This window comes from Hansschlegelia zhihuaiae (assembly GCF_004103825.1).
Lineage (GTDB): Bacteria > Pseudomonadota > Alphaproteobacteria > Rhizobiales > Methylopilaceae > Methylopila > Methylopila zhihuaiae.
Genome location: NZ_RYFI01000007.1, coordinates 150,309 through 157,474, shown reverse-complemented (window position 1 = coordinate 157,474; position 7,166 = coordinate 150,309). Strand labels below are relative to the sequence as shown.

Here is a 7,166-nt window from a genome sequence, read left to right as displayed (position 1 = left end):
CGAGCGCGCGCAGCCGCTCGCGCGAGAGCGGCTCGAGACGCGGGTAGCCGTAGTCGCGCGCGAGCTTTTCGGCGTAGTCGCGGGTCTTGGCCACGAAGCCCGGCTTGTGGTCGGCGTGGATCACGCCCTCCTCATAGGCGCAGTCGACGGCATGGCACGAGATCAGGCCGCGCAGCAGCGCCTTGGCCTCCTCCGCCATGTCCCAGAGCTTTCGCGCGTCGTCACGGCCGACCGCCTGCTCGAGCTCGTCCTGGCCGCGCCGCTGGCCGCTGTGGATCTGCCCGCCATTGCGGCCCGAGGCGCCCCAGCCGATCCGCGCCTGCTCCAGCACGACGGCGGATGCGCCGGCTTCCGCGAGATGAAGCGCCGCGGAGAGTCCCGTCAGCCCGCCGCCGACGATCGCGACGTCGGCGCGCGCCTCGCCTTCGAGCCGTGGCCGCGGCGGCGCCTCGGGATTGACCGCCGCGTAATAGGAACGCGCCGGCGGGAACGGCCTCACAGGCCCCTCGCCGATCGGCCAAAAGCAGCGGGTGCATCGAGCGTCGTCTTGATCATGATGGTCCCGTTTCCGGTCGCCGACAGCCCGAGCACGAAAGGCGTCGCCATGACTGAGCGCATCCCGACCTTATTGAAAAGCCTTCGCGTCGCCGCAGCGGTCCTCGCGGCGGTCGCGGTCCTCGCCTGGTCGACCCCGGCCGACGCGCAATCCGCGCCGTTCGGCGGCCATAAGCAGCGCTATGCGGAAGGCGTGTTGAAACCGGGCGGCGGACAGGGCGAGCTCGACAGGCAGACGGCCGCGTTCTACGCCAAATGGAAGGCCGCCTATCTGCGCGCCGGATGCAGGGCCGGGCGGCATTACGTCAAGGCGGACACCGATTCCGGCGCGGCCGTCGTGTCCGAGGGCCAGGGCTACGGCATGCTGATCGTCGCCATGATGGCCGGCGAGGAGCCGGACGCGCGGGCGATCTTCGACGGGCTCTACCGCTACTATCTCGATCATCCGAGCGAGGTCGACCCGGACCTGATGGCCTGGGCGCAGGACGCCGACTGCAAGAACATCCTCGGCCCGTCGAGCGCGACGGACGGCGACCTCGACGCCGCCTACGCTCTCCTGCTCGCCCACCGGCAATGGGGCTCGAAGGGCGCGATCGACTATCTCGCCGGCGCCGAGCGCGTGCTGAAGGCGCTCATGCGCAGCAACGTCACGAAGAGGACCAAGCTCCCCAATCTCGGCGACTGGGTGAAGGTCAGCGGGCCGAAATACCGCTTCGCCACGCGCAGCTCCGACTGGATGCCCGGCCATTTCCGCGCCTTCGCCGAGCGAGACGACGATTGGAAAGGCGTGCTGAAGGCGAGCCAGAGGACCGCCGCCCAGCTACAGTCCGGCTATGCGCCGGCCACCGGCCTGCTGCCGGACTTCGTGATCGACACCGACACGGCCGCCAAGCCCGCCCCTCGCGGCTTCCTCGAGGGCGCGAATGACGGGCGCTACGGCTACAACGCCTGCCGCGACCCGTGGCGGTTCGGCGTCGACGCCGCGATCGACGGCGACGAGGCCTCGGCGAAGGTCGCGCGCAAGATGAGCCGGTGGGCGCGCCGCGCCGCGTCCAACAAGCCCGCGAAGCTGCGCGACGGCTACGAGCTCGATGGCTCGCCGACCGTCCAATATCAGAGCATGGCGTTCGTGGCGCCCTTCGCGGTCGCCGCGACCGTGGATCCGGACGCGCAGAAATGGCTCGACGCGCTCTGGGACGCGATGGTGACGACGGCTCCCGAGGGCTATTACCCGGACAGCATCCGCATGCTCTCGATGCTGGCCGTCTCGCGCAACTGGCTGAGGCCCTGACGCACGGCGGGGTGGTTTCTGCCTCCTCATTGCCGGAGCGCGCGCGGGTCCTTAGGGTCCGGCCCGTGCCGCACGACCGGATCCTCACCAAGGCCCAGCTCGACGCCGCCCTCGACGCGCTCTGCGCGCTCGACCCGCGGATGGCCGCGCTCCGCCGCGAGGCCGCCGAACCGCCGCTGCGGACCCTGTCGCCCGACCTCGCGGGGCTCGTCTGGCTGGTGAACTCCCAGCTGATCTCCGTCACGGCCGCGCGCGCGATCCACGCGAGGGTCGAGGCGGCGCTCGGCGCCATCGACCATGAGAGCCTGTCGGCCGCGCCCGACGAGGTGTTTCGGGCGGCCGGCATGTCGCGCGGCAAGCTCAGGACCGTGCGGGCGCTCTGCGCCGCGGTCGAGAACGGGCTCGACATCGAAGGGCTCGGACGGCTCGACGAGGCGGAGGCGCGCGCCACGCTCGTCGCGATCCCCGGCATCGGGCCTTGGACCGCAGACGTCTTCCTGCTGTTCGCGCATGGCCGCGCCGACGCCTATCCGGGCGGCGACGTCGCCGTTCAGGCGGCGCTCAAGGAGGCGTTCGACCTGCCGGTCAGGCCCGACCGCGTCGAAGCCGAGCGGCTCGCCGAGGGCTGGCGACCCTTAAGGGGAGTGGCGGCGCAGCTTCTCTGGGCCTATTACCTGCGCAAGCGAGGCGGCCGCGACGCCGCCCCGACGCCGAGCAGGCCTGCGGCGGTCGAGGAGATCATATGACGCCAGCGATCGACGGTCCGAGGCTCCCGGCCCTCAACGGGCAGGCGAAGGCGCTCTGCGTGTTCCTGCACGGCTACGGGGCCGACGGAAACGACCTGATCGCGATCGGCGCGGAATGGCGCAAGGCGATGCCCGACGTCGCCTTCGTGTCGCCGCACGCGCCGGAACGCTGCATCGCCTCGCCCTCGGGCCGGCAGTGGTTTCCGCTGACCTTCCGCGACCCCGACGAGCGCCGCCGCGGCGTGATCTCCGCGCGGCCCGCGCTCGACGCCTTCCTTGACGCCGAACTCGCGCGCCATCAGCTTCCGGCCGACCGGCTCGTCCTGGTCGGGTTCAGCCAGGGCGCCATGATGGCGCTCCATGTCGGTCTGCGCCGGCCGGTCGCGCCGGCGGCAATCCTCGGCTTCTCGGGCATGCTGGTGAGCCCCGAGGCCCTGAAGGACGAGGCGAAGTCGAAGCCGCCCATCCTGCTCGTCCATGGCGAGCGCGACGACGTCATCCCGGTCGACGCGCTGTTCGCCGCGATGGACGGCCTTGGCGCCGCCGAAATTCCGGTGGAATGGCATCTGTCGCCGGGGCTCGGCCACGGCATCGACGGCGAGGGTCTGAGACAGGGCGGGCACTTCCTGACGAGCGCGCTCAAACCGCGGAGGACAAGTCTTCGATCGTCTTCACAAGCTTGACGCACAACATATAGATTATCGGCCAAGCGCAGGCCGATGCGCCTGCGCGCCGATGAGGAGTGCGTGGTGACGGTCGCCGTATCGCCCGAAGCGTGCCCGGCCCTTGTGCTTAATGCGGACTACCGTCCGCTCAGCTACTACCCGTTGTCGCTGTGGTCCTGGCAGGACGCCATCAAGGCGATCTTCCTCGACCGGGTGAACGTGCTGTCGCATTACGACCGGCTGGTGCATTCCCCGAGCTTCGAGATGAGGCTGCCTTCGGTGGTGTGCCTCAAGGCCTATGTGAAGCCGGCCCGGCATCCCGCCTTCACGCGGTTCAACGTGTTCCTGCGCGACCGCTTCTCCTGCCAGTATTGCGGGACCCGCGAGGAGCTGACCTTCGACCATGTGGTGCCGCGCTCGCGCGGCGGCCAGACGACGTGGGAGAACGTCGTCGCGGCCTGCTCGCCCTGCAATCTGAGGAAGGGCGGCCAGATGCCGGCGGACTGCGGCATGCACCCGGCCCAGGAGCCGTTCCAGCCGAGCGTGCATGACCTGCACCGCAACGGCCGCGCGTTCCCGCCCAACTACCTGCACGACAGCTGGCTCGACTATCTCTACTGGGACAGCGAGCTCGAGCCGTAAGGCGCCTTCGGACCGACGGCTCTACCTGCTTCGAGACGCAGGCCTTGCGGCATGCTCCTCAGCATGAGGACCGTGGAGGACGCCAAAGCGCAACCTCCCTCATGGCTCGAGGAGCCGTCCGTCAGGACGGCGTCTCGAAGCACGCCGCACGTCTGCGCAGGACTTTCTTGGCGAAGATCGGCGGCGTAAAGCCGTTCTCGACCCTCGTCCTCAGCGCCGCCTGACGGCCGCGAACGCCACCGCCGTAAGGCCCGCGGCGATCAGCGCGTTGTAGCCCGCGAGCGAGATCCCGAAGAGCCGCCACGCCGCCGCGTCGCAGGGCACGATCCGGGTCGTCCGCATCTGGTCGAGCAGGCCGCCCGCAGAGGTCGGCGCGGCGTTCGCGCCCGCGCAGCTCGTCGGGCCCGGCCAGAACCCCCATTCGACGCCGGCGTGATAGGCGCCCAGCCCCGCGCCGCCCAGGAACATCAGCCCGACGATCACGAGGAGAAGGCGCGCCGCGCCGTCATGCCCGCTCCAGGCGAGCAGCGCCGCGACGAGCGCGAGCGGCGCGCCGAGATAATAGGGCCAGCGCTGCCACAGGCAGAGCATGCAGGGCAGGTAGCCGAAGCCGTGCTCGAACACGAGCGCGCCGCCCACGGCGAGCGCCGCGACGGCGAAGATCAGAAATCCGGCGCGGAACAGCGCCTCCGACGCGTCGTTCATGGCCAATCAGATCACATATTTGACGATTACGAAGCCGCCGACCACCACAACGAGCAGCAGCAGGGCGGAAAGCTCGAGGCGTTTCTCGATGAACTCTCGGACCGGCTCGCCATAGCGCCTCAAAAGCGCGGCGACCGCGAGAAAGCGCAGGGTGCGGGACACCAGGGACAGCAGGAAGAACAGGAGGAAGTCGTAGCCTGCGAAGCCCGACGTGATGGTGACGAGCTTGTAGGGGATGGGCGTCAGGCCCTTCAGCAGGATGATCCACGCGCCATAGGCCGCATAGGCGTCCCGGAACGCGTCCATCTTCTCGCCGTAGCCGTAGAGATTGATGATCCACAGGCCGAGAGTGTCGTAGAGCAGGGCGCCGATCGCGTAGCCGAGCAGCCCGCCGAGCGTCGAGGCGACGCCGCACCACAAGGCGAGCCGGTAGGCGCGCTCCGGCCGCGCCAGGATCATCGGCACGAGCAGGATGTCGGGCGGCAGCGGAAAGAACGAGCTTTCGGCGAACGACACGCCGAACAGCGCCGCGTTCGCTCTCGGGCCCGCGGCGAGCGAGAGCGTCCAATCGTAAAGGCGTCTCAGCATGGCGAACTTTCAGGGCGGCGGCCGCGCGCCGGGAGGCCCGCCGATAAGCGCCGCGCCGGAAAAGCGCAAGCCGTCTGCCGGATCGGGCCGATTGACACTCGGCCCCCGCCTAGACATCGTGCCGCCGCTTCGCGCCCGCGGAGCCGCCGCGGGCGTGGCGGAACTGGTAGACGCGCCGGACTCAAAATCCGGTTCTGGCGACAGAGTGTCGGTTCGAGCCCGACCGCCCGCACCACCCTCGGTTGACTTGTCGGCCGCTCAGGAAGGTATCCGGCTGCGGCTGTCCCGAAATGGCGCGATGTCGTAAGACGACTCATCTAGCGCCCGCTTAGAACGGACGTCAGCTTGATGCGATTGGTCGATTACGCCGACGCCGTCCGTTCTCGGCCGCTGGTCGGTTACGCCGTCGCCATCCTGCTCACCCTCGCGGCTCTCGCCCTGCGCTTCGCGATCGGCGACGTGCTGGTCGGCTTTCCGTTCCTCACTTTCGTGCCGGCCTTCGTGGTCGCGGCCTTCGTCGGCGGCCTTGGCCCCGGCTTGCTGGCTGCGGCGCTCGGCGGGCTGCTCGCGGATTACTACCTGATCGAACCCATCGGCTCCTTCGCGCTGGCCTGGCCGGCCGGATGGATTGCGATGGGATTCTACGTGCTGCTCGCCTCGCTGGTGATCGGCCCGATGGAGGGCATGTTCCGCATCCGCGCGCAGCTGCGCGAGCTGAACGAAGTGCTCGAACAGCGCGTCGCCGAACGCACGGCGGCGCTCGAGACCGAGATGCGCGAGAGAGAAGAGGTCGAGGCGCAGCTCCGCCAGGTGCAGAAGATGGAGACGGTCGGCCGGCTGACCGGCGGCATCGCGCACGACTTCAACAACATGATGGCGATCGTCATCGGCTCGCTCGACCTCGCCCGGCGCAGGCTCACCGGCGACGAGAACCCGCGGGTCGCGGCCGGCATCGACAACGCGCTCGAGGGCGCCCAGCGGGCCGCCGGCCTGACGGCGCGGCTGCTCGCCTTCTCTCGCCGGCTCGCGCTCGAGCCGCAGCCGGTCGACGCCAACAAGCTGGTGGGCGGCATGTCCGAGATGCTGCGCCGGACGCTCGGCGAGATCATCCGGGTGGAGACCGTGCTCGCGGGCGGCCTCTGGCGGTGCTTCGCGGATCCCGCTCAGCTCGAGAGCGCGATCGTCAACCTGGCGGTCAACGCGCGCGACGCCATGCCCACGGGAGGCCGGCTCACGGTCGAGACCGCCAACACCGATCTCGACGACCGCTACGCCCGCGCGCATTCCGAGGTGACGGCGGGCCAGTACGTCATGGTGAGCGTGACCGACGAGGGCATCGGCATGTCGCCGGAGGTCGCCGAGCGGGCCTTCGAGCCGTTTTACACGACCAAGGGCGTCGGCCATGGCACCGGGCTTGGCCTCAGCCAGGTCTACGGCTTCGTCAAGCAGTCCGGCGGCCATGTGAAGATCTATTCAGAGGTCGCCCGCGGCTCGACCGTCAAGATCTACCTGCCCCGGCATCACGGCGAGACCGCGCAGTCGAAACCGACCGGCGCCACGCCGCTCTCCGACCTCGCGCCGCCGGTCGGCGCGACGGTGCTGGTGGTCGAGGACGAGGAGCAGGTCCGCCACATGTCGGTCGACGCCCTGAGGGCGCTCGGCTACGCCGTGGTGCAGGCGAATGGCGGCAACCAGGCGCTCGAGCAGCTCTCGCTGCAGCCGAAGATCGACCTCCTGTTCACCGACATCGTGATGCCGGACATGACCGGCCGCGAACTCGCCGACAAGGCGCTCGTCATGCGGCCGGACCTCAGGGTGCTGTTCACCACCGGCTACACGCGCAACGCCGTCGTTCACAACGGCGTGCTCGACCAGGGCGTCGCCTTCCTGCCGAAGCCATTTACGGTGGAGCAGCTCGCGCTCAAGGTGGGCGACGTGCTGGCCGGGCGCGGCGCGAACCGCTGACCGCGCTTC

The 7,166-nt window shown here is 69.7% G+C and carries 8 protein-coding genes and 1 tRNA gene; 6 read left to right on the top strand and 3 right to left on the bottom strand.

Annotation, left to right across the window (positions count from 1 at the left end; all coding sequences use genetic code 11):
• On the bottom strand, positions 1–499 hold a 499-nt coding region (locus EK403_RS23080), incomplete at its 3' end, for an NAD(P)/FAD-dependent oxidoreductase (protein WP_245479605.1).
• A gap of 105 nt (positions 500–604) precedes the next feature.
• Between EK403_RS23080 and EK403_RS09230 the strand changes: the two genes are divergently transcribed.
• The 4 genes from EK403_RS09230 to EK403_RS09215 all read left to right on the top strand — a co-directional run bounded on the left by EK403_RS09230 (position 605) and on the right by EK403_RS09215 (position 3,899).
• Positions 605–1,846 (top strand): family 8 glycosyl hydrolase, encoded by a 1,242-nt coding sequence (locus tag EK403_RS09230; RefSeq protein WP_128777203.1) that lies wholly within the window; start codon positions 605–607, stop codon positions 1,844–1,846.
• Positions 1,847–1,911: 65 nt separating this feature from the next.
• Entirely contained in the window at positions 1,912–2,592 is a 681-nt protein-coding gene (locus tag EK403_RS09225; protein ID WP_164919555.1) for a DNA-3-methyladenine glycosylase family protein, read from the top strand.
• Entirely contained in the window at positions 2,589–3,275 is a 687-nt protein-coding gene (locus EK403_RS09220; RefSeq protein WP_128777201.1) for an alpha/beta hydrolase, read from the top strand. The genes EK403_RS09225 and EK403_RS09220 overlap by 4 nt, the downstream gene beginning before the upstream one ends.
• Before the next feature lie 66 nt (positions 3,276–3,341).
• Positions 3,342–3,899 (top strand): HNH endonuclease, encoded by a 558-nt coding sequence (locus EK403_RS09215; RefSeq protein ID WP_128777200.1) that lies wholly within the window; start codon positions 3,342–3,344, stop codon positions 3,897–3,899.
• Positions 3,900–4,109: 210 nt separating this feature from the next.
• Here EK403_RS09215 and EK403_RS09210 read toward each other — a convergent pair whose 3' ends face one another.
• Both EK403_RS09210 and EK403_RS09205 read right to left on the bottom strand, forming a co-directional pair.
• A complete protein-coding gene (locus EK403_RS09210; protein WP_128777199.1) occupies positions 4,110–4,604 on the bottom strand; it encodes a disulfide bond formation protein B in 495 nt (164 codons plus the stop codon).
• Positions 4,605–4,610: 6 nt separating this feature from the next.
• Entirely contained in the window at positions 4,611–5,192 is a 582-nt protein-coding gene (locus tag EK403_RS09205; RefSeq protein WP_128777198.1) for a YqaA family protein, read from the bottom strand.
• A 148-nt stretch (positions 5,193–5,340) separates the two neighbouring features.
• Here EK403_RS09205 and EK403_RS09200 point away from each other — a divergent pair.
• A tRNA-Leu gene (locus tag EK403_RS09200) sits at positions 5,341–5,427 on the top strand.
• Between the two features lie 113 nt (positions 5,428–5,540).
• Positions 5,541–7,157 carry an ATP-binding protein gene (locus EK403_RS09195; protein ID WP_128777197.1) on the top strand — a complete coding sequence of 539 codons (1,617 nt, stop codon included), beginning with the start codon at positions 5,541–5,543 and terminating at the stop codon, positions 7,155–7,157.
• Positions 7,158–7,166 lie beyond the last annotated feature (9 nt).